Raw genomic sequence first — 22,101 nt, 5'->3', positions numbered from 1 at the left:
CCGGAAACGCTATCTGGCGTATCTGGTTGGGGAGTTTTAAATTGCTGTTATTATTAATTCATCAATAGACAGAGAAAATCAGATTCCCTCGTCTATACAATCTTCGCACACACCGGAGAAAAGTACAGATACACCGTTTACCTGACAGGGGGTTGACTCGGAAGCCTGGGCAATCAGATCCTGCTCAAAGTCGATTGGAATATCACACACAGCACCGCATTTGGTACATAATAGATGAGCATGCGGATCTGTGCATGCGTCATAGTGATCTGTTTTCCCATCGACATGCAATCGCAGGATTCTGCCAGATGCTGCCATCTGGTTCAGATTCCGGTAGACCGTACCAAGACTGATTGTTGGGAGGGCATTGCGCAAATATTGATAGACGACATCCGCAGTTGGATGATCGGTTCTTCCTGTTAAAAAATTGATAATTGCTTCTCGCTGATGACTGTATTTACTCGTTGTCATACACACCTCCGAAGTAGTAATAATTCTTATTTTCAGTATATAAAGGATCGAATCATATGTCAACCCCTTATTTTTTAATATATTTGACCGTTTTCGATTGACATAAAATTCCAAGATTGTTATAGTAATTTTATATGAATTTGTGAATAAACATTTACCTGTTTTAAGGGAAAAAAGGAAATTAATAATTATGAATTTCGGAATGGTAACAGGGGAATTGAATACGGAAGCTACGAAGCAGGTGATTCATTCCATCTTGAATGCAGGATGTGAGGCGAGCATCGTGATTGATCGTTCCTCATTCGAGATTTTATATCAGAATGATAAGGCAATCGAATTGATGGGAAATCGGGTTGGCATGATCTGCCATGAGGTGTTATGCACGAAGGAAACACCGTGTATGGATTGCCCGATGCAGCACATCAAAGTGCAGGCACCGTTGGTACGGGAGCGTTACGAGGAACTGCTCGATGGAATGGCTACCTGGCGGTACTCAGATATTGCATGGTTTGATGGTCGTGATGCGGTTCTTGCAACGCTTGTGGCGCTTGGAGACAATGAGCAGGCTGTCGTGCAGAACATGATGGAACAGGCTGTAAAGCTTATGAATCATACACCGGATGAGATTGACAAGCTGACAGGTATCTCAAACAGGATTCGTTTTTATGACCAGACACAGGCTGCAATTCAGGATTTGTATAAGAATTATGCAATTATATTAATGGATATTGAACGATTCAAGAATATCAACGATATTTATGGAATTGCAGAAGGCGACCGAGCCTTGAAGTATATTGCAAGAGTTCTGCAGGAGATGTATGGTAAGCAGAATAATTATGCAAGACTGCATTCGGATATGTTTGTGTTTTATATGAGTTACGATAAGAAGGGCGAGATCATCAAGGAGATCGAGAAACTCCGAAAGAGGATTAGTGCCAATCCGTTTAATTATGATATCGTGACAAAGTTTGGTATTTATCTGGTGGATGACAGAAGTACACCGGTTAATCTGATGTGCGACCGTGCGATGATGGCAGAGCGGACAGTGAAGGGCAATATCATGAAGTTCTGTGCGTTTTATGATGAGCATTATCGTGAGGAGATGCTGCGGGCAGGACAGATTGAACAGGATATGGAGAAGGCGTTGACAGAGCATCAGTATCAGATGTATCTGCAGCCAAAATACCGGTTGAAAGATAACAGTTTGTGCGGTGCAGAGGTATTGTGCAGATGGCTGCATCCGGAGAAAGGCCTGATTCCGCCAAATGATTTTATTCCGTTATTTGAGAAGAATGGATTTATTCTGAAGCTGGATGAGTACATGTGGGAAGAAGCCTGCAAGAACATTCGACGCTGGCTGGATCAGGGACATGCAGTTGTTCCGATCTCAGTGAATATATCACGTTATCATATACAACACAACAATCTGGAAGAAGCATTGATGAGCCTGATTCAAAAGTATGATCTGACACCGGAAATGTTGAACCTTGAGATTACAGAGTCATTGTTTCTGGATAAACCGGAGGAGTTAAACCGTGTGTTAGAGCGTCTGCAGAAGCTTGGGTTTAAGCTTGAAGTGGATGATTTCGGCTCTGGATTCTCATCTTTGAATCTGATACGGAATATCTCAGTTGATACGATCAAGATTGATAAGGAATTTCTGGACAGTGAGATTGCTTCGGAGAAAGGAAAAATCGTGGTGAACCATACAATAGGTATGGCAAAGGATCTGCATTTGCAGGTAATTGCAGAGGGTGTGGAGACAAAAGCACATGTAGATTTTCTGAAGAGTTCAAACTGCGATGTGGCACAGGGATTTTATTTTGCGAAGCCGATGCCGGTACCGGAATTTGAGCGAATTGCCTTTTAAAATGAACCTTACATACATGTGTGCAAGGAAAAGCAATAAATCATGAATATACGCTTGACATACACTATAAGGCTGTTGTATATTTCATTGTGAGAAAGCCACTTAGCCGATATGCAAGTGAAGTTATAAAATGTAAATAAAGGAGATTAATAGTATGTTAGAAAAGTTAAAGGAAATTATTGCAGACCAGCTTAGCGTTGATGAGAGCGAGATCGAACTCTCAACATCTTTCAAGGATGACCTTGGAGCAGATTCTTTGGATCTTTATGAGCTTGTTATGGCTTTGGAAGAGGAGTATGGTTGTGAAATCCCTGCAGATGATGTAGCAGCTATGGCAACTGTAGAGGATGTTGTTAATTACCTTAAGAACAACGGTATTGAAGAGTAATCGAAAATCTGAACCGGATTTCTAATATATAGAACATTGTTTCTACATAAAAAGAAGCACTGCCTGAATGGTAGTGCTTCTTTTTATATAAAGTATATCTCTGGATTAGATTATCACTATGTCCGGTGATTAATCTGAAAAAAATAACAGTGACAGCATGTTATGCAGTCACTGTTATCATTATTTATGAAAGTTTCTGTATGTCAATCATGAGAGATTAACCAAGAACAACTTCAACCTTATGTGCCTTACCATCGCCGGCAACAGGAATTACATTTCCATCGACAGCCTTGCCATCTACAGTCATGCTCTTAACACCCTTGCATACGTGATCAGGGTTCTTAACCTCGATATCATATGTGTCGCCACGGAACTGGCGTGTTGCTTTCATGCCATCCCAAGCAGAAGGGATAGAAGGATCAATCTTCAAGCCGTCGAAGTCAGGCTGTACACCAAGGATGTACTGGGAAATAGCTACCATGTTCCAAGCAGCAGTACCTGTCAGCCATGAGTTCTTTCCCTGACCGAAGTTCTTGCCTGTCTGACCGATATCAGAACCGGCATCCTTACCACCGATCATCTGTCCATATACATATGGCTCTGTCTTGTGGATATCAGATGTCTCTTCTGTGAATGCAGGCGCGATCTCTGAGTAATACTTAAATGCCTGATCACCCTGACCTGCGTAAGCTGCAGCACAGATAATCCATGCATTGTTATGTGTGAAAATACCAGCGTTCTCCTTGTATCCGCCCGGATATGTAGAGATCTCACCATACTGGATGTAATACTTTGTATAAGCCGGGTTGTTCAGTACAAGACCATGCTTTGTATTCAATCTCTCATCGATTGCTGCAAGTGTCTTCATATCACAGCCCTGATCCTTACCGATTTCAGACATGATTGCGAAGCCCTGTGGCTCGATGAAGATCTTACCTTCTTCACATTCCTTAGAACCCATCTTCTCGCCGTTTGCATCATAAGCACGAAGGAACCAGTCACCATCCCAAGCGGATTCCATAACGTTTGCCTTCATCTTATCGATCTCAGCCTGGGCAGCCGCAGCTTCGTCATCCTTGCCAAGGTGCTTCAGGATAGATACATAGTTTGGACCTGCATATGTGAAAAGTGTTGCAACCATAACAGACTCGGCAACCTTAGAGTAACCGCCTTCTGCAGCGAACTTAGGGTTTGTATATGTCTGGAAGCTTTCACCCGGTGTATCAGAGTAGCATGACAGGTTGATACAGTCATTCCAGTCTGCACGCATTGCAAGTGGAAGTCCGTGAGGTCCAAGGTTATTTACGATCTTGTAGAAGGAAACCTTCAGGTGATCAAGCATTGGCTTAGCCTTAGACTCATCATTATCATAAGGAACCATCTCGTCGAGGATACCCCAGTCGCCTGTCTCCTTGATGTAAGCGGAAACAGAAAGGATCATCCACAATGGATCATCGGAGAAATCACCACCGATATCGGAGTTACCCTTCTTGGTCAGTGGCTGATACTGATGGTAGCAGCCGCCATCTTCAAGCTGAGTAGAAGCGATATCAATAATTCTCTCTCTTGCACGGTCCGGAATCTGGTGAACGAAACCGAGAATATCCTGATTTGAATCACGGAATCCCATTCCACGACCGATACCTGACTCGAAATAAGAAGCAGAACGTGACAGGTTAAATGTAACCATACACTGATACTGATTCCAGATATTAACCATACGGTTAACCTTGTCATCCGGTGTATCAACACTCAGGATTCCAAGGAGATTATCCCATGTGTGTTTAAGCTCTGCAAGACCGGCAGCAACCTTCTCAGGTGTGTTGTACTTGTCCATCATAGCGAGAGCCTTTACCTTATTAATTGTCTTGCCATCTGCTTCGAACTTCTCATCAACAGGCATCTCAACGTAGCCAAGGATGAAGATGAGTGTCTTAGACTCGCCCGGAGCAAGTGTGATCTTCTTGTAGTGAGAGGCGATTGGTGACCAGCCATCTGCGAAAGAGTTGTTTGCCACACCAGCTTCTACTGCCTGTGGATTGTGGAATCCGTTATAAAGACCGATAAATGCATCACGGTCTGTATCATAACCATCAATTGTATCATTGACAGTATAGAAGGCATAATGATCACGTCTGTCTCTGTACTCTGTCTTGTGGTAGATGGTAGAATCCTTTACCTCTACACGTCCGGTACTGAAGTTTCTCTGGAAGTTTGTGCAGTCGTCCTGCGCATCCCACAGACACCACTCGGCAAATGAGAAGAATGAGAATGTCTTTTCCTTGTCACTTTCGTTTGTCAGAACTACCTGCTGAACTTCACCATCGTAATTCTGCGGAACAAAGAAAGTAACCTCTGCCTTTAAATCATTCTTCTTACCGGTGATGACCGTATATCCCATACCATGACGGCACTCGTAAGAATCAAGCTCTGTCTTTACCGGAGACCAGCCCGGATTCCAGATTGTACCGTTCTCATTAATATAGAAGTAACGTCCCCCCATATCGATAGGTACATTGTTATAACGATAACGAGTGATTCTTCTAAGACGAGCGTCTTTGTAGAAAGAGTATCCTCCTGCAGTGTTAGAAATCAAAGAGAAGAATCCCTGTGTGCCTAAGTAGTTGATCCATGGATATGGAGTCCTAGGCGTCGTAATGACGTATTCACGATTTGCGTCATCGAAGTAACCAAATTTCATGTAAAATACCTTCCTTTCATAAAACACTGCCTTCATTATATAATAAAATTGCCCAAAGCACAACAAAAATTCTTGGCTTGCGACAACAAATTATACAAAAAACGAAGTGTATTATATAAGGAAGAACTATTTCTTCAAGAGCAGTGCATATGACGGAAAATGCACGAAAAAGGTAACGCTTAAATATTTATATTTAAATTTGACGAAAAACATGCTGTTTTTGCATAAACGGTTGCAAATGTTAAATTTTTATACTATAGTATCTAATTGCCTGAATGAACAGACTATTGACTGTGAAATATAAAAAAAGTATACTATAGTCGGCTGAGCGCCTATTTTGCTGAAGAAGAGAATCACAGATAGGGAGAAGGGGATTTCCTTGGAATATATCGATATTCACAACCACACACTGTTCGGAGTGGATGATGGTCCAAATCACATACAGGAATCTTTAGACATGCTGAGGGAAGCTGATTTGCAGGGAATCCGTGAGATAATCCTCACACCGCATTACCGACATGGGATGTTTCGGTACGAACTTGACGAGATTGAGCGGAATTTTGCAGAGCTTTTAAAGCAGGTGGAAGAAAATCAAATAAATGTCCGTCTGTATCTGGGATGCGAGTATCACGTAGATAGTGATATTTTTGAGCATATACAGGAAGGAAGAGTCCATACACTCGCAGACACGGAGTATGTACTGACCGAGTATAGTCACAGTTCTAACTATACAGATATGAAGCGGTATACACATGATCTGATTGCGGCAGGATATCAGCCGGTGATCGCACATATCGAACGATATGAGTGTATTGCGAAAAAACCGCAGCTTGCAGGAGAACTCTCAGACATGGGAGCGCTGATTCAGATCAATGCAGACAGTACGCTTGGAATTGATGGGAAATATCTGGAGAAAGTATGCAAGAAACTCTTGAAGCTCGGAATAGCGGATATCATTGCGAGTGATGCACATGGGATGAAAGAACGAGTGAATCATATGGACCGTTGTTATCAGTATGTGAGCAGGAAATTCGGCGAGCGCTATGCCACAGATCTTTTTTATAAGAATCCGAAACGAATTACAGATATTGGGAGATAACAGACTATGCAGGAAAAAACACAAGAAGAAAATGAAATTGATTTGCTGGAGCTATTTTATGTGCTGCTTGGCAAATGGAAGACTATCGTGCTGTCGCTTGTATTGACGGGATTATGCGGGTATCTGATCAGTGCATTTCTGATTACGCCGCAGTATGAATCGACATCGGTATTGTATGTGCTTTCGAAGAGTACATCCATTACAAGTCTGGCAGATATCCAGATGGGTTCCAGCCTGACGAACGATTATGTAGAGGTAGTAACGAGTCGTCCGATTATCGAGCAGGTGATTCAGAATCTGGGATTAAAAGAAGAGACCTTTGAGTCACTGAAAAAGAAGGTGTCTACAGACAATCCGACGAATACACGATTGCTGAAGATAACGGTACGTGATCCGAATCCACAGATGGCGAAAGCGATTGCAGATGAGCTTGCGGATGTATCCAAATCATTTATCTCGATTAAGATGGATCAGGCGGCACCGACCGTTACACAGTATGGTTATGATGATGGCGAACCGGTCACACCAAACACGGTGAAAAACACAGTATTAGGAGCGCTTATAGGAGCCATTTTGGCAATGGGTGTTGTGATTGTTTCTTACTTATTGAATGACACGATCATGACAACCGATGATATCGAGAAGAAGCTTGGTATGACGGTGCTTGCAAGCATCCCGATGGATGAGACCGAATATGACGGAAATACCAAGAAGTCAAAAAAAGCAAAAGAAAAAGAATAGGAGGGAAGCCTTGTGAAATCAGTCGTATTAAGAAACTTAACAACGTTTAGCTACGCAATGAAGGAATCCCTTCGTACGCTTCGAACGAATATCCAGTTTTGTGGAGATGATGTGAAGGTCATTATGTTTACAAGTGCGATTCCAAACGAGGGCAAAAGCACAGTGACGGTGAATCTTGCAAGATCACTGTCAGAGTCCGGGAAAAGTGTGCTGGTGATCGATACAGATATGCGTAAATCTGTCCTGATGGGTCGTCTCAAGGCGAAGGCAACCGAAGATAAGCAGGTATGTGGATTGTCACATTATCTGTCCGGGCAGAAAGGACTGCCGGATGTTGTATATCTGACACAGATGCCAAAATTCTGCATGATATTTGCAGGACCATCCGTGCCGAATCCAACTGAGATTCTGGATAAGAAATATTTCGAAGATTTGATTACATTCGCCAGGAAGAACTTCGATTATGTGCTGATTGACTGTGCTCCGATTGGGGCTGCGATTGATGCAGCGGTTGTCTCCAAATACTGTGACGGTGCAGTGCTTGTGATGGCGCAGGGATCATCCGACCGGCGTATGGTATTAGAGGCGAAGAAACAATTGGACGTAGCCGGGGTAAAACTGCTGGGTGCGGTACTCAATAAAGTGAAGGCAGAAAAGGGATACTACGGTAAATATTATGGAAGCCATTATGGCAAATACTATGGAAAATATTACGGGGATTGATGCTATATGAAGAAACGATTTACGGGATTAACTTGTTTGGTAATAGTTGAGATTGCAGCACTTGCAGTCATCATGGTGCTTGGCATTTTGAAGCTTATGAAGCCGACTGTGGATACGCGGACAATCCAGACAACGGAGGCAATGACAGAAGCAATCAAGCAGGAGGCTACACCGGAGGATGCAGCGACAGAGACAACAACAGAAGCGGCAGTGCAGGAGCCGGAGCCATCGAAGGCAATCAAAGATCAACTGTCGAATATGACACTCGAAGAGAAAGTATCACTGCTTTTTGTCGTATCTCCGGAGACATTGACAAGTGAGGACCGGGTTACAATCGCCGGAGATAAGACCCGTAATTATCTGAGCCGGTATCATGTGGGAGGATTATCTTACAGCCACATGAATTATGAAGATGATACACAGATCAAGGATCTCCTTGATAACACACAGACGATGACAGCAGAACTGATGCCATATCAGCCGTTGATGTTCGCACGAGATGACAGCGATGGAACAATCGTAAATGCATCCAGTCAGGATTTAAGTGGTCTTCGAAGAACACTTATCACAGAAGATGGCGTGAAGAATGCAAAACAGAGCACATCCGTCCATGTGATTACTCAATATCCGACAGCAGATGCAGTTTCAGAGGATGCCGGTCCGGTGATTTTTGAGACAGTGAAAGGCGATGACGATACATTGACATGTCTGTCTGCAAAGACGGTAACGGATTATCGCAAGGCACATGGATATTATGGGATCATCATGACTGGCAGAATGGATGATGCGGCTGTCACGGGGCAGTATACAGCTGTGGAGGCTATGGTACAGGCAATCAAGGCCGGCGTGGATATGATATACGAGCCAGAGAATTTTGAAGAGGCGTTTACTGCAGTTGTACAGGCGGTTGGCGAAGGTGAATTATCTGAAGAGGATATTGATAAGGCGGCTGGCAGAGTACTGACGTATATGGAGAAGATCGGATATTGGTCAGGAACCGAGACAGGTGAGGGAAATGAAGAATAAAGAAGAAAAAGAACAATCCAATCATGTTGCGGTGATTGTCACAGTTGTGACATTGCTGGCGCTGATCGTTGCGGTTGTTGGAATAATCACATATCGGAGCATACAGGCGAAGAATAAGGTTGCTACCGGTACGGATGCGCAGGTATCCGGTTCGGTTGTAAAAGAAGAATCTACGACACAGGCACCTACCACGGAGAAATGGCAGGAAGGAGACGTGCGTTATAACGGGAAGGTTTACCGCTACAACATGGACCTCAAGACGTATCTGTTCATGGGAATTGACCGTTCCGGCAAGGTTACCGAGGCGGAAGACAGCATAAGCGGCGGACAGTCCGATGCGATGTTCCTGCTGGTAGTAGATACAGCAACCCAGAGTGTGTCAATTATTTCGATTCACAGAAATGCGATGACACCGATTGATGTCTATGATGCCGATGGAACATTTAAAACACAGGCAACTGCGCAGATCTGTCTGCAACATGCCTATGGCGATGGAAAAAGACTGAGTTGTGACCGGACACAGGAGGCTGTACAGCGGCTGTTCTACAATATTCCAATCAGTGGATATATCGCGATGAATATGGATGGAATTACTGTGATGAATGATGCTCTGGGTGGTGTCACAGTTGAGGTGTTAGAGGATTTGAAAGACAGTTCCGGAAATATCGCCCTGAAGAAAGGGGAGACCGTGAAGCTTGAAGGAGACATGGCAACCTTATATCTGAGAGGCAGAGATATTAACCAGTATGACAGCGCAAGCGGCAGATTGAAGCGGCAGCAGCAGTATCTGATCAACTTAGCATCAGAATTATCCGCAGCAGCATCCGAGGAAGAAGACCGGGCGATGCAGGCATACAATGCGGCGCAGGATTATGTTGTGAGCAGTGTGGATTTTGCAAGCATGGTCAGTGAGGTTGTCGGGTATGGATTTGATCCATCCCATATGTACACCGTTCCGGGAAAAGTACAGATGGGGGATGAACTAGAGGAATTCATCGTAGACCAGGACGGTCTATATGATTTGATTATAAATGTATTCTACAAGGAAGTTACCGAGTAGAACGAATCAAAGATATCTGATCCCGGAGGGGATTTGATATAAAGCCACATGTATTATTACGAAAGGAGGAATGTTCACGATGAAGAAGAGAATGATGGCAGCTATCGTTGCTGTTGCAGTTATGATGTTTGGTACTACCGCATTTGCAGCAGGAAGCCCGGTTGCAGGTACTACACCAGCAGACTCAACAACAAAGGAGCAGGTTGTAGCACCAACTGAGTCAGCTAAGCAGATGGCTGATGCTACAGAGGTAACTGATGAGGATATCACGGTTGCTCCTGTTGCAGATACAACTGTTGTAGAAGCTGTTAATGAGGCTTCGAATATCCTGGCAGATGTCAAGGGACTTGGCGAGAAGCTTGGTGATAAGACAATCGCCGCAGCAGATAAAAAGGCAGTTACTGCGACTGTGATCAGTGTTGTAAACCTCTCATCAGATGCAGGAAATAAGACAGTTACTCTTAAAAACAAGCAGATCCATGCAGGTAAGACATATGCGGTTCTTCACTATACAGGTACTGGATGGGAAACACTTTCTGCAACTGCTAAGGAAGGAGAGTTGACTTTCACAGTTAAGGATTTCTCCGCATTTGCGATTGTAGAGATCAGTGTTGCTGATAAGGCAGCTACTCCTGCAACAAAGCCAGCAGCTAACGACAAGAAGGCTGATGGTGCAGCTTCTCCTAAGACTGGTGAGACAATTCCGGTAGCCGTATTTGCTATGCTTGTATGTGCTGCAGGTGTTGTTGTATGCGCTAGAAAGAAAGAGAACTAAAAACAAAACAACATGAATAATTAATGCATTAAAAACATGTGGTTTGGGGACTGGAAACAGTCCCCTATATGAAAAAAAGGTAAGAACTATGAGTCAGGAAAGACAGAATAAAACCGAATTAAATAAGAAACAGAACAATACACAAAATACAGAATCAAAAAAATCGAAGAACAGTACAGCGAGAGCGTTGCTGCCGATGTTTGTCATAGGATTTGTGGTATGCCTGGCAATCATCATTTTCGATGTAACGAAGAAAAAAAGAGCAGAAGATAGATACAGTGATATGCAGGAAAGCGTGAATGTCACAGAGCAGGCGCAGGTGACAGGAAGTGTCGAAGCCGCTACGTCCGCAGAGCCGGCCGAAGAGGTGGATGTACTTGCGGAGCTTGGCATCACGGTACCGGAGAAGAATCTTGACTGGGATGCCCTGCATGCAGAAAACGCAGATATCTATGCATGGATCTACATACCGGGGACACAGATCGACTATCCGATCCTCCAGCATGCGACAGAGCAGGACTATTATCTGGATCATAATCTGGATGGCAGTACCGGATATCCGGGGTGTATCTACACACAGCTTAGAAATAAAAAAGATTTTACGGATTTTGCAACAATCATCTACGGACATAATATGAAGGACGGAACGATGTTCCAGAATCTGCATAACTATGAAGATAAAGAATTCTTCGATGCGAATCCGTATATCTATATTTACACGCCGGACAAGGTTTTAGTATATCAGATATTCGCAGCAGTCACCTTTCACGACAGAAATATCCTGATGTATTACGACATGGACGAGACAAGTGGCAGGGCGACTTATATTAACGATATCAACAGTAGTAACAGTATGACTGACCAACATAATAACGAGGTGAGTGTCAACACAGCGAGCCATATCGTATCACTCTCAACCTGTATTGGCGCAAGCCCGGAGAACCGATGGATCGTAAGTGGTGTATTGCTGAATGAAGGGGACTTAACAGGAAGATAACCCAGGATTATGTGAAGACTTGGGATATAAGCTGAAGGGTACAAAACAAACGACGATAGGAAGAAATGGGATAATGGGAAACACACAAAAGAAAAAGAAAATTCAACATTGGCATATCGTGGCAGCCATGCTTATGATCTATGATGCCATCGTTGTGAATGCGGCATATGCGCTGGCGTTGTGGGTGCGGTTTGATTGCAGATTCTCTGCCATAGATCTGCAGTACTTAGAAGCCTGGATTGAATATATTCCACTTAGGACAATCGTGACACTGGCAGTGTTCCTGTGCATGAATATGTATAAGCGCATCTGGCGGTTCCTTGGGATTAATGAATTGCTGCCAATGACGTATGCTGTAGGAATCGCAGGAGCTGTTAATTTCTTCGGGATTACTTTCCTGCTTCAGCGGATGCCGATCTCCTATTATGCACTTGGATTTGTGTTGGAATATATCGGTGTGATCGGAATACGGTTTTCTTACCGACTGCTTGTCACAGAGCGTAACCGAACACAAGGAAAGAACACGACCAATGTGATGATTATCGGTGCGGGTTCCGCCGGACAGATGCTGATGCGTGAGATTAACCGCTCATCGGAACTTGACATGCGTGTGAAATGCTTTATTGATGACAACGTGAATAAGAAAAGCCGTTATATCGAAGGTGTACCGGTCGTTGGAACGCGGGATGATATTATGGTGATGGTGGAGAAATACAAGATTCAGCAGATTATCTTCGCGATTCCAAGTGCGAGCGTGGAGCGGCGCAGGGAAATCCTGGGAATCTGTAATGAGACAGCCTGTGAAGTGAAGACGGTACCCGGTATCTACCAGCTTGTGGATGGAGATGTAAAGGTAAGCCAGCTCCGCCCAATCTCGATGGAGGATCTGCTTGGAAGAGAACCAATCCGGACAGACCTTGCCAGTGTGACCGGGTATATCGAAGGAAAACGTGTTCTTGTAACCGGTGGCGGAGGTTCGATCGGCAGCGAACTGTGCCGACAGATTGCAGCGAGCCGACCGGAGCAGCTTATCATCTTCGATGTATATGAGAATAATGCCTACGATATCGAACAGGAGCTGCGCCATGATTTCCCGAATTTGAAATTAGCCGTCCTGATCGGTTCTGTGCGTGACAGCCGAAGAATCAATCAGGTATTTGAGATATATAAACCGCATATCGTATACCATGCAGCGGCGCATAAGCATGTACCGCTTATGGAGGGCAGTCCGTGTGAGGCAATCAAGAACAACGTCTTTGGCACGTACAAGACAGCACTTGCGGCAATTAAGAACCACTGTGACCGCTTCGTGTTGATCAGTACCGACAAGGCAGTCAATCCAACCAATATTATGGGTGCGAGCAAGAGGATGTGTGAGAAGATCATTCAGTCCATGGATATGATTCAGAGAAATGGTACTTATCACCTGATTGAGTATACCGGACACGGGAACAATGAAGAAACGATTGCGTTGCGTGAGGTTGCAGCAACAGATGAGCATCGGACAGAGTTTGTAGCTGTGCGATTCGGAAATGTACTCGGCAGCAATGGATCGGTAATTCCGCTGTTCCAGAAACAAATCGAGCATGGCGGCCCGGTTACGGTGACACATCCTGACATTATCCGGTATTTCATGACAATCCCGGAGGCTGTCAGTCTGGTATTGCAGGCGGGGGCATTTGCCAAGGGGGGAGAAATCTTCGTCCTTGACATGGGAGAAAGTGTGAAGATTGATACATTAGCCAGAAATCTGATTAAGATGTCCGGTCATAAGCCGGGTGTGGACATCAGGATTGAATATACCGGACTTCGCCCGGGTGAGAAGCTCTACGAAGAGAAGCTCATGGCAGAGGAAGGATTACAGAAGACAGAGAATAAGCTGATCCACATCGCAAAGCCGATGGATTTTGAGTATCAGGCATTCTTAGATGGACTGCAGAAACTGCAGCACAAAGCAAATGACAACGAGGAAGATCTGCACGATATCGTGAAAGAGCTGGTTCCGACGTATATCGGAGAACATGCGTAGAATCGTGTGGGTTGGATAAAAGATAGTGAAGACAAGTTAGAACAGAAATCATGCAGGAAATAATCGCCGCCGCGTGCGCGTTATAGAGGGTGTGAGGATATACACAGGATAAGAATCGGGCGCGAAAATTTGATGGCGTTCCCGGATGGCGAAGCACACCCATTTTTAGGAAAGGATGTCGTATGATGCGAATCGCATACTTTCGTATGCGATGTGAAAGATATGTACTATGTAATATGGACTTTGACGGGCAAAGAGGATATCGTGAAAGATGAGATTGTGGCGCAGATCGGGCATGAGAATAAAGAGAAGATTCACATTCTGACGCGGGAGCGCAAGCAGAAATACCGTGGCGAGTGGCAGATACGAAAGGAGAAGCTTTTTCCGGGGTATCTGTTCATGGATTTGGAAGCATCGCAGGTGGAACCGGTGCGGCAGGCGCTTCGCAAGGCAACTGAACATGCGAAGGTTTTAAAAACAGGAGATGAGCTCTACCCGATTTATAAGCAGGAAGAACAGCTTCTGCGCAGATTGACCGGAGACACAACGAATGTTGCAGTGTCAGTCGGCGTGATCGAGGGCGATAAAATCATCATAAAAAAAGGACCACTCATCGGCATGGAAGGCATGATCAAGCGCATCGACCGGCATAAGCGGATGGCGGTGCTGGAAGTCGAACTTTTCAACCGGGTATCGGAAGTGAAGGTTGGGTTGGAGATCGTGGAGAAGATGGAATGATAAATGGTTTGGTAAATATAATCTAAATTAACTTAATCACGATTAACTTTATTTGGATTATAAAATCCTATGGTTGTAAAAGCCTCCTGAATGGGATAAAATGATAATAACAATGTGGGGTCAAACAACCAAGAGGTGTGAATGAATGGGAAGATTCGTGAATCCGGACAACGCAGCATTTGCGGTGGCGGTAAATTCAGAAATATATATCGATAAAACAGGACTTCTGGAATATACGAACAAAGTGCTGAACACGAAGCAGGCGATGATCTGTAACAGCCGACCGAGACGATTCGGAAAATCTATCACAGCAGATATGCTGACGGCATATTATAGCAAAGGCTGTCAGTCGGCAGATATGTTTGCCAGATATCAGATTGCATCAAAACCGGGTTGTCAGACACACATGAACCGGTATGATGTGATTCATTTTGATGTGCAGTGGTGTATCACCCCGGCAGGTGGTGTCGAGAATGTTGTAGCATACATTAACCGGGAGACTACAAGAGAATTACGGGAGCAATACCCGGAGATCATAACGGATGATTCTATATCTTTGCCGGAAGCAATGTCGCGGGTCTATGCAGCAACCGGCAATACATTTATTGTTATTATAGATGAGTGGGATGTCTTGATACGTGATGCCGCTATGAATCAGGCGGTGCAGGAGGAGTATATCAATTTCCTGCGGGGTATGTTTAAGGGCGTGGAGCCTACGAAATACTTAAGCTTGGCGTATCTGACAGGAATCCTGCCAATCAAGAGATTGCGCACACAATCAGCCTTGAATAACTTCGATGAGTTCACGATGCTTGCCGCTGGTCCGCTTGCACCATATGTTGGATTCACGGAAGAAGAAGTAAAAGAATTATGTGACCGTTATCATCGGGAATTCACAGAAGTGCAGCATTGGTATGATGGCTACATACTGAATGGACATCATATCTATAATCCGAAGGCGGTTGTCAGTGTCATGCTACAGGGTGAGTTCCAGAGTTATTGGTCACAGACCGGAACGTATGAAATGATCGTGCCGCTTATCAACATGGATTTCGATGGGCTGCGCACATCTATCATAGAGATGTTATCCGGAGCATCTGTTGAGGTTGAGGTGCAGAGCTTCCAGAATGACATGGTAAGCTTCGCAGGAAAAGATGATGTACTTACGTTGCTGATTCATCTCGGATATCTGGCGTACAATCAGAGGACACGTATGGCGTGGATACCAAATGAGGAGATACGGCAGGAATTTCTCTATGCGACAAGGAAAAAAACATGGAATGAACTGCGGGAGTTTGAAAATGCATCTATGGAACTGTTGGATGCGACGTTAGATATGGATGCAGGTGCGGTTGCAGAAGGAATCGAGAAGATTCACGCAGAATATGCATCAGCAATTCAGTATAATAATGAGAATTCACTTACAAGCACAATCACTATCGGATATCTGGCTGCGGTACAATATTACTTCAAGCCAATCCGGGAATTCCCTACAGGCAGAGGATTCGCAGATATTGTCTATATTCCGAAACCGGAATATGCAGGATCTTATCCATTGCTGGTGGTAGAGTTAAAATGGAATCAATCAGCGGATACCGCAATAAAACAGATCAAAGAGAAGCGGTATGCAAGGGGCTTTGAATCATACACAGGAGATATTCTATTGGTGGGAATTGACTATGATAAAAAGAGTAAGGAACACCACTGCGTGATTGAGAAAGTGGAGAAAGAATAGAGATACAATTAGATAAATATTGGAAAATGAGTGAGCAAAGAGTCTTAGAGCAATCTAAGGCTCTTTTTATAATGTCAAAAAAGAGGAGTAACGGAAATGAAATACCTAGTAGTAGTAGCGCATCCAGATGATGAGGTGTTGGGAGCGGGAGCAACCATTTATAAACTTATTAGAGAGGGCAACGAAGTTGCGATTGCAACAATGGCAAATCATGCAGCAGCGCGTGCTAATATATCCGATACGTTGGTGGAAGACCAAAAGAAAGCAATGAGTATACTTGGGGTTAAGAAAGTGTATGCGGCTGATTTCCCTAATATTAAGATGAATACAGTTCCGCATTTAGAATTAGTGCAGTTTATTGAAAAGTGTATCGAAGATTTTGGGGCAGAAGCAATTATTACCCATCATCCTTCAGATACCAATATTGATCACATTGAGACTTCAAGGGCAGTTCAGGCGGCGGTTCGGCTTTTTCAGAGAAGGGAAAATATTCCTGCATTAAAGAAACTGTTGTATATGGAAGTACCTTCTTCTACAGAATGGTCGCTTGATACATCAGCAAATCGATTTATGCCAAATTATTTTGTTGAAGTAGGAAAGGATGGAGTGAAAGTGAAGTTAGACGCATTATCTGCATATAAGGGAGTTATGCGTCCTTATCCACATCCAAGAAGTAATGAAGCGTTAGAAGGCCTTGCGGCGTACAGAGGTAGTCAATCAGGGTGTAATTATGCAGAAGCGTATGAATGTGCATTTATAAGAGGGTAAGAACAGATGTATAGGCATTGTATTAAAAGATTATTAGATATTGTTCTTTCGCTTATAGCAATTATTCTTTTAAGTCCTTTATATATAATAATTGCAATTATTGTGAGAATACAGATGGGAAGTCCTATCTTGTTTTCACAAGATAGAATTGGAAAAAATGAGAAAATATTTAAATTATATAAATTTCGCTCTATGACAAACGAAAAAGATGCAAAGGGGAATCTTTTGTCAGAAAAGGATAGATTGACAAAATTTGGAATAGCACTTCGTTCAACGTCTTTGGATGAATTACCAGAGTTGTTTATGATATTAAAGGGGGATATGTCAATTGTAGGACCTAGACCACAGCCAGCGTTTTATTTACCGTATTATAGGGAAAATGAAAGAGTTGCGCATAGAGTAAGGGGCGGATTGCTACCGCCAGATTGTTTGAGTAAAGAAGTGCAATGTGATTGGGAAACACAACTTCGGTTGGAGGCTTATTATGCAGAAAAACTTTCTTTTAGTATGGATGTAAAAGTGTTAATATGTACATTTATTATATTATACAAGAGAATCAAAAATAATTATGGAGCTGATGATAGACCAATGCTTAATGTGTATCGAGAAGGAACTGTTAGTGAGGAAACATTGAAAGAATGGGAAGAAAAAGGAGTATCTGTTAGATGAGTGAATATATTGTCTTTGTAACAAAAGAGCATTATAATCCCTTGGGGATAGTGAGAACTTTAGGGGAAGCGGGTATTCATCCTATTGTTGTTGCTGTTAAGGGCGAACTGAAATTTGTAGGACAAAGTAAATATGTAAAAGAAAGATATTATGTTAACACCACGAAGGATGGTATAAAACTTATTTATAAAAAATTTGCCAAAAGTACAACGGATAAATCGTTTATTTTGACAGGAGATGATGTTACGGTTTCCTGTTTGGACAAGTACTATGATAAATTAAAAGATTATTTTTATTTTTATAATGCTGGTGAGCCTGGTCGCATTGCGCATTTTATGAATAAAGATATTATGATGGATTTGGTTTCAAAACATGGAATAAAAATCGCAAAAACGTGGAAAGTAAAAGTTGGACAAATACCAGAAGATATAGTTTATCCAATTATGACAAAGGCAATTAATTCTATTGGAACTGAGTGGAAAGATATAGTATTTATTTGTCATAACGATAAAGATTTGCTAAGTGCTTATCATCATATAAAAAGTGATGAAATTTTAGTTCAGCAATATATTGAAAAAGTTGATGAAATTTCTTTTGATGCATTTAGTGTAAATAAGGGCAAAGATGTCTTTGTTGTGATGGAAGCAAATCAAGTATATAATATGCCAGACAAATATTCACCTTATTGGTATATTAAGAATTCCCAAAATAAAGATATGCAGGACAAAATTTCTAGCGTGGTTGAGGAAATAGGTCTAGAAGGAATTTTTGAATTTGAGTTCATGCAGGATAAAAATGGAGATTTGTGGTTTTTGGAAATTAATTTCAGAAATACAGCACTTGGATATGCAACAACGATTGCAGGAATGCCACAGGTGATATACTGGTGTGAATCCATGAAAAAAGGGGCTATAGATAAAAAAAAATATTATAAAAAAATACCTGAAGGATTGACTGCAATGGCAGAATGTTTTGATTATGATGCTCGCGTAAAAACAGGTATGATATCAAAAAAAGAATGGAGAAAACAGTTTAAAGCATCTAAGTGCAAGATGTATAAAGGGATGAATGATAATATTCCTTTTTACATATTTATGTGGTACAAGCTAACAAAAATGAGAAAATAGGGGAAGAGTGAATGAATAATAACAGACAGTTTAATAAAGTATTAAATTCGCTTGATATTATTGTTACAGCTTTCGGAGCGATGATAGGATGGGGCTGGGTCGTATCAACAGGAAATTGGTTAACAAAAGCAGGTGTTTTGGGTACGGTTTTGGGTTTTGTTATTGGTGGTATTATGATATTTTTTGTTGGCTTAACCTATTCGGAACTAACAACAACATTTCCACAGTGTGGTGGAGAGAGGGTATTTAGCTATAAAGCTTTTGGAGCAATGGGTTCTTTTGTATGTACATGGTTCCTTATTTTGAGTTATATAGGAGTTGTTTGTTTTGAAGCATGTTCATTACCTACGGTCATGCAGTATATTTTCCCAGGATTCCTAAAGGGATATTTGTATACTATTGCGGGATTTGATGTGTATGCTTCTTGGTTGATTATGGCAATCGTTATGGCATCACTGATAACATATGTGAACATTCGAGGTATAAAAGCTGCTACTTTCTTACAGACGGCATTGACAATTATAATCGCTATAGTGGGTATTATTCTAGTTGTTGCATCTATATTTAAAGGATCATTAGTAAATGTAGAAAATCAAATGTTTGTAGGTGATTCGAAAGGTGATATTTTAAAAAATATTAGTTCTGTGGCGGTAATAGCGCCATTCTTTTTGTTTGGCTTTGATGTAATTCCACAGGTTGCAGAAGAAATAAATGTGTCACTGAAAAAAGTAGGGGAATTGATGCTTTTATCGATAATACTTGCTGTTGTATTTTATGCTATGGTAGCATTTGCAGTTGGATACATCATGAATATTGAGGATATAAACAGTTCTTTAAATGGAAGTGGTTTAGTTACAGCGGATGCTATGGCAAAAGCATTTTCTAGCTCCAATATGGCAAAAATTCTTATAATCGGTGGTTTGTGTGGCATAATTACAAGTTGGAATTCTTTTTTAATTGGTGGAAGTCGTGCATTGTTTTCTATGGCAGAGGCTCATTTGATCCCTCCTATATTTGCAAAATTGCACGAAAAATATAAAACACCTGTTAATGCGGTTTTACTTGTGGGTGTTCTTTCTATTGTGTCAGTTTTTTTTGGACGCAAAATGCTCGTTTGGGTATCTGATACGGCGAGTTTTGCATGTTGTATAGCATACTGTATGGTTTCAATTGCCTTTTTGACAATACGAAAAAAAGAACCGGATATAGATAGACCATATAAGGTAAAAAACTATATGATAGTTGGTATAATTGCAGCAGTTATGTCTGGGATAATGGCAATATTGTATTTGATACCAGGAAGTGGATGTATATTTTCTAAAGAAGAATTTGTCATTGCTATTGCGTGGGTAATATTGGGATGTATATTTGCAGCTATGTGTAAGAAAAAATATGGCAATCTATTTGGAAAGCGGGAGAGTTAGTATAGGAATAAAATCATGAAAGTGTTAGTGTTAGGTAGAAATGGATATGTGAGTTTATGCTTTCAAAATTATATGAAGCAATTTACAGATTGTGTTGTAGAAGCAATTTCTGTACGCAGTAGTGAATGGGAAGATATGGATTTTGGAGGATATGATGCTGTCTTTAATGCAACTGGATTGGCTCATAATAATGCAAGAAAAGGAACAGATGAAGAATTTGTTCGATTGAATGTAGAATTACCCCAAAGATTAGCAGCTAAAGCTAAGAAGGATGGTGTTCCAGTATTCATACATATGAGTTCTATGATAGTATATGGAAACACAAATACCTTCAGCTCTTTTAGCCCCATTAATGAGGGGACTGTTCCAATGCCAGACAACATATATGGAAAAAGTAAATTAATGGGTGAAGAGGAAATTAACAAGCTTGCTGATGATGGGTTTAAAGTAGCAATTATACGTTCACCCTTAGTATATGGGGAAAATGCAACAGATAATTTTGAAAAACTAACTAAACTTTCTTTAAAAGCCCCATTATTTCCGTATATACATAATTATAGAAGTATGATTTATGCAGATAATTTGTGTGAACTTGTTAGATTGATTGCAGAAAGTAAACAGGGGGGGAGTTATTACCCTCAACAGGAGAAATACATATGTACTAGTGATTTAGTTAAGGATATTGCAAATACTGCCAATCATCGGATTTGGATGACAACGATATTTAATTTTTTCTTGTTAAAGTTAGGAAAAAGGTTTGGAGTAGTGTCTAAGGTTTTTGGCAATGAGGGATATGATATGGCAATCTCAAACCATTTTAATGGGAAATATAGACGGGTAAGTTATCAACAATCAATTGAAAAAATACTGGGAAAAGGGAAATAAAAATGGCGGACGTTACGTTTATAATATTGACAAAAAATGAAGAAATAAATATCAAAGATTGCTTGGATTCTATAAAGGGGTTTGCTCGAAGAGCAGTCATAGTAGATAGTGGGAGTGCAGATAAGACATTGGAAATAGCAAGGCGGTTTGACTTTGTTGACATTTATGAACATCCGTTTGAAAATTATGCAAGGCAGTTTAATTGGGGAATTGATAATACGAATATAACAACAAAATGGACATTTAGACTTGATGCAGATGAGCGTTTAACACCTAATCTATGTAAAGCATTAGAAAAGATTATGAAGGAACATGACAATGATAATGTTAATGGCGTTACAATGGAAGCTTGGCTTTATTTTATGGGAAGAAAGTTAAAACACGGTGGATCGCAGAAACGGAAGTTGATGCTTTTCAAAACAGGAATAGGAAGAATTGAAGACCGAAAAATGGATGAACATACTGTTTTATCTTCTGGAATATCAATTTATTGTAAAGAGCGGTTTATTCATTATGATTATAAAGATATGACATTCTGGATTAACAAATTAAACTGGTATGCAACGAGGGAAATGCAGGATTATTTTGAATATCTAGAAGGAAAAGATAGCAATATACATCAACAGGATAAAGAAATTCAAGGTCTCAGACAAAAAAAATTTGGTATATATTATAAATTCCCTATGTTTATAAGATCGTGGTTATTGTTTATTTATTGTTATATATTTCAGCTTGGCTTTTTGGATGGAAAAGAGGGATTTGTGTATCATTGGATGTATAATCGGTGGTATAGAGCGTTGGTGGATGCTAAGATATTAGAACAAATTAAGTATTCAAAACCATTTGAAAATACGGGTGATTTAAAGTGATTGTAT

General features: G+C 41.5%; 20 protein-coding genes. 18 read left to right on the top strand and 2 right to left on the bottom strand.

Annotation, left to right across the window (positions count from 1 at the left end; all coding sequences use genetic code 11):
• Positions 1–78: 78 nt before the first annotated feature.
• Entirely contained in the window at positions 79–471 is a 393-nt protein-coding gene (locus KP625_RS09050) for a Fur family transcriptional regulator (protein WP_238297409.1), read from the bottom strand.
• Between the two features lie 190 nt (positions 472–661).
• Here KP625_RS09050 and KP625_RS09045 point away from each other — a divergent pair, with 190 nt between their 5' ends.
• A complete protein-coding gene (locus KP625_RS09045; protein WP_238297407.1) occupies positions 662–2,341 on the top strand; it encodes a putative bifunctional diguanylate cyclase/phosphodiesterase in 1,680 nt (559 codons plus the stop codon).
• Between the two features lie 154 nt (positions 2,342–2,495).
• A complete protein-coding gene (gene acpP / locus KP625_RS09040; protein ID WP_177970264.1) occupies positions 2,496–2,729 on the top strand; it encodes an acyl carrier protein in 234 nt (77 codons plus the stop codon).
• 217 nt (positions 2,730–2,946) lie between these two features.
• Here the strand turns inward: acpP and KP625_RS09035 are convergent, their stop codons facing one another.
• Positions 2,947–5,430: a GH36-type glycosyl hydrolase domain-containing protein gene (locus tag KP625_RS09035; RefSeq protein ID WP_238297406.1), complete on the bottom strand. Its 2,484-nt coding sequence runs from the start codon at positions 5,428–5,430 to the stop codon at positions 2,947–2,949.
• Positions 5,431–5,809: 379 nt separating this feature from the next.
• On the opposite strand from KP625_RS09035, the gene KP625_RS09030 reads away from it, so the two are divergent.
• From KP625_RS09030 to KP625_RS08955, 16 genes are all read left to right on the top strand, one after another.
• Complete coding sequence (locus KP625_RS09030; protein WP_238297404.1) at positions 5,810–6,529, top strand: CpsB/CapC family capsule biosynthesis tyrosine phosphatase; 720 nt, start codon at positions 5,810–5,812, stop codon at positions 6,527–6,529.
• A 6-nt stretch (positions 6,530–6,535) separates the two neighbouring features.
• The gene (locus KP625_RS09025; protein ID WP_238297402.1) at positions 6,536–7,270 is read left to right on the top strand and encodes a YveK family protein; all 735 of its coding nucleotides are present in this window, start codon (positions 6,536–6,538) and stop codon (positions 7,268–7,270) included.
• A 12-nt stretch (positions 7,271–7,282) separates the two neighbouring features.
• Positions 7,283–7,993: a CpsD/CapB family tyrosine-protein kinase gene (locus KP625_RS09020; RefSeq protein ID WP_238297400.1), complete on the top strand. Its 711-nt coding sequence runs from the start codon at positions 7,283–7,285 to the stop codon at positions 7,991–7,993.
• A 6-nt stretch (positions 7,994–7,999) separates the two neighbouring features.
• Entirely contained in the window at positions 8,000–9,019 is a 1,020-nt protein-coding gene (locus tag KP625_RS09015; protein ID WP_238297398.1) for a glycoside hydrolase family 3 N-terminal domain-containing protein, read from the top strand.
• Positions 9,009–10,079, top strand: a complete 1,071-nt coding sequence (locus tag KP625_RS09010; RefSeq protein ID WP_238297396.1) for an LCP family protein — start codon at positions 9,009–9,011, stop codon at positions 10,077–10,079. Before KP625_RS09015 ends, KP625_RS09010 begins: the two co-directional genes overlap by 11 nt.
• Positions 10,080–10,158: 79 nt before the next feature.
• Positions 10,159–10,854, top strand: a complete 696-nt coding sequence (locus KP625_RS09005; protein WP_238297394.1) for a hypothetical protein — start codon at positions 10,159–10,161, stop codon at positions 10,852–10,854.
• 88 nt (positions 10,855–10,942) lie between these two features.
• Positions 10,943–11,851: a class B sortase gene (gene srtB / locus KP625_RS09000; RefSeq protein ID WP_238297392.1), complete on the top strand. Its 909-nt coding sequence runs from the start codon at positions 10,943–10,945 to the stop codon at positions 11,849–11,851.
• 73 nt (positions 11,852–11,924) lie between these two features.
• Complete coding sequence (locus KP625_RS08995; RefSeq protein WP_238297391.1) at positions 11,925–13,880, top strand: polysaccharide biosynthesis protein; 1,956 nt, start codon at positions 11,925–11,927, stop codon at positions 13,878–13,880.
• Between the two features lie 222 nt (positions 13,881–14,102).
• Complete coding sequence (loaP, locus tag KP625_RS08990) at positions 14,103–14,618, top strand: antiterminator LoaP (protein ID WP_238297389.1); 516 nt, start codon at positions 14,103–14,105, stop codon at positions 14,616–14,618.
• Positions 14,619–14,763: 145 nt separating this feature from the next.
• The gene (locus tag KP625_RS08985) at positions 14,764–16,353 is read left to right on the top strand and encodes an AAA family ATPase (protein ID WP_238297387.1); all 1,590 of its coding nucleotides are present in this window, start codon (positions 14,764–14,766) and stop codon (positions 16,351–16,353) included.
• 96 nt (positions 16,354–16,449) lie between these two features.
• Positions 16,450–17,121, top strand: a complete 672-nt coding sequence (locus KP625_RS08980) for a PIG-L deacetylase family protein (protein ID WP_238297385.1) — start codon at positions 16,450–16,452, stop codon at positions 17,119–17,121.
• Positions 17,122–17,127: 6 nt separating this feature from the next.
• Positions 17,128–17,790 carry a sugar transferase gene (locus KP625_RS08975; RefSeq protein WP_238297383.1) on the top strand — a complete coding sequence of 221 codons (663 nt, stop codon included), beginning with the start codon at positions 17,128–17,130 and terminating at the stop codon, positions 17,788–17,790.
• Positions 17,787–18,917, top strand: coding sequence for an ATP-binding protein (locus tag KP625_RS08970; protein ID WP_238297381.1), 1,131 nt, complete (start codon positions 17,787–17,789; stop codon positions 18,915–18,917). The genes KP625_RS08975 and KP625_RS08970 overlap by 4 nt, the downstream gene beginning before the upstream one ends.
• Before the next feature lie 11 nt (positions 18,918–18,928).
• Positions 18,929–20,341 carry an APC family permease gene (locus KP625_RS08965; protein ID WP_238297379.1) on the top strand — a complete coding sequence of 471 codons (1,413 nt, stop codon included), beginning with the start codon at positions 18,929–18,931 and terminating at the stop codon, positions 20,339–20,341.
• Between the two features lie 15 nt (positions 20,342–20,356).
• A complete protein-coding gene (locus KP625_RS08960; RefSeq protein WP_238297377.1) occupies positions 20,357–21,226 on the top strand; it encodes an NAD-dependent epimerase/dehydratase family protein in 870 nt (289 codons plus the stop codon).
• A gap of 26 nt (positions 21,227–21,252) precedes the next feature.
• A complete protein-coding gene (locus KP625_RS08955) occupies positions 21,253–22,095 on the top strand; it encodes a glycosyltransferase family 2 protein (RefSeq protein ID WP_238297375.1) in 843 nt (280 codons plus the stop codon).
• Positions 22,096–22,101: the final 6 nt, after the last annotated feature.

The organism is Eubacterium sp. MSJ-33, assembly GCF_022174665.1.
Taxonomy (GTDB): domain Bacteria; phylum Bacillota; class Clostridia; order Lachnospirales; family Lachnospiraceae; genus Coprococcus_C.
This window is presented reverse-complemented; position numbering and strand designations above follow the sequence as displayed.

What these genes read in the sequence shown, in the direction of transcription:
- KP625_RS09050 (WP_238297409.1), bottom strand. Translation starts at nt 471, where the DNA reads ATGACAACGAGTAAATACAGTCATCAGCGAGAAGCAATTATCAATTTT.
- KP625_RS09045 (WP_238297407.1), top strand. Translation starts at nt 662, where the DNA reads ATGAATTTCGGAATGGTAACAGGGGAATTGAATACGGAAGCTACGAAG.
- acpP (WP_177970264.1), top strand. Translation starts at nt 2,496, where the DNA reads ATGTTAGAAAAGTTAAAGGAAATTATTGCAGACCAGCTTAGCGTTGAT.
- KP625_RS09035 (WP_238297406.1), bottom strand. Translation starts at nt 5,430, where the DNA reads ATGAAATTTGGTTACTTCGATGACGCAAATCGTGAATACGTCATTACG.
- KP625_RS09025 (WP_238297402.1), top strand. Translation starts at nt 6,536, where the DNA reads ATGCAGGAAAAAACACAAGAAGAAAATGAAATTGATTTGCTGGAGCTA.
- KP625_RS09015 (WP_238297398.1), top strand. Translation starts at nt 8,000, where the DNA reads ATGAAGAAACGATTTACGGGATTAACTTGTTTGGTAATAGTTGAGATT.
- KP625_RS09010 (WP_238297396.1), top strand. Translation starts at nt 9,009, where the DNA reads ATGAAGAATAAAGAAGAAAAAGAACAATCCAATCATGTTGCGGTGATT.
- KP625_RS09005 (WP_238297394.1), top strand. Translation starts at nt 10,159, where the DNA reads ATGAAGAAGAGAATGATGGCAGCTATCGTTGCTGTTGCAGTTATGATG.
- srtB (WP_238297392.1), top strand. Translation starts at nt 10,943, where the DNA reads ATGAGTCAGGAAAGACAGAATAAAACCGAATTAAATAAGAAACAGAAC.
- KP625_RS08995 (WP_238297391.1), top strand. Translation starts at nt 11,925, where the DNA reads ATGGGAAACACACAAAAGAAAAAGAAAATTCAACATTGGCATATCGTG.
- loaP (WP_238297389.1), top strand. Translation starts at nt 14,103, where the DNA reads ATGTACTATGTAATATGGACTTTGACGGGCAAAGAGGATATCGTGAAA.
- KP625_RS08985 (WP_238297387.1), top strand. Translation starts at nt 14,764, where the DNA reads ATGGGAAGATTCGTGAATCCGGACAACGCAGCATTTGCGGTGGCGGTA.
- KP625_RS08980 (WP_238297385.1), top strand. Translation starts at nt 16,450, where the DNA reads ATGAAATACCTAGTAGTAGTAGCGCATCCAGATGATGAGGTGTTGGGA.
- KP625_RS08975 (WP_238297383.1), top strand. Translation starts at nt 17,128, where the DNA reads ATGTATAGGCATTGTATTAAAAGATTATTAGATATTGTTCTTTCGCTT.
- KP625_RS08970 (WP_238297381.1), top strand. Translation starts at nt 17,787, where the DNA reads ATGAGTGAATATATTGTCTTTGTAACAAAAGAGCATTATAATCCCTTG.
- KP625_RS08965 (WP_238297379.1), top strand. Translation starts at nt 18,929, where the DNA reads ATGAATAATAACAGACAGTTTAATAAAGTATTAAATTCGCTTGATATT.
- KP625_RS08960 (WP_238297377.1), top strand. Translation starts at nt 20,357, where the DNA reads ATGAAAGTGTTAGTGTTAGGTAGAAATGGATATGTGAGTTTATGCTTT.